The 237-nt window shown below is 42.2% G+C and carries 1 protein-coding gene; it reads right to left on the reverse strand.

The window, feature by feature from the left end; genetic code table 11:
* Positions 1 to 74 precede the first annotated feature (74 nt).
* The coding region (locus tag Q4550_RS24050; protein WP_303536788.1) for a YidC/Oxa1 family membrane protein insertase at positions 75 to 237 on the reverse strand (163 nt) is incomplete at its 5' end.

Raw genomic sequence — 237 nt, forward strand, 5'->3', positions numbered from 1 at the left:
AGTCCCGACTAGACTCAGCCCATTTTGAAAGGCCTATACAATCGTTTTACCCGTTACCTTAACGCTTCTCACATCTACGCTCCCCCCGAATTCGTAACAGCGGTTATAATGGTAGGTTTCGTAATAAAGAAAGTTTGCGCAATCATAAAGAAATTACCTACAACCCAGTATAGCGCTAGGGCTGCAGGGAAGTTAATAGCAAAGACACAAATCATAATTGGCATAACGTATAGTAGC

The sequence above is a fragment of the Anaerobacillus sp. 1_MG-2023 genome, assembly GCF_030547345.1.
Taxonomy (GTDB): Bacteria; Bacillota; Bacilli; order Bacillales; family Guptibacillaceae; genus Guptibacillus; species Guptibacillus hwajinpoensis_B.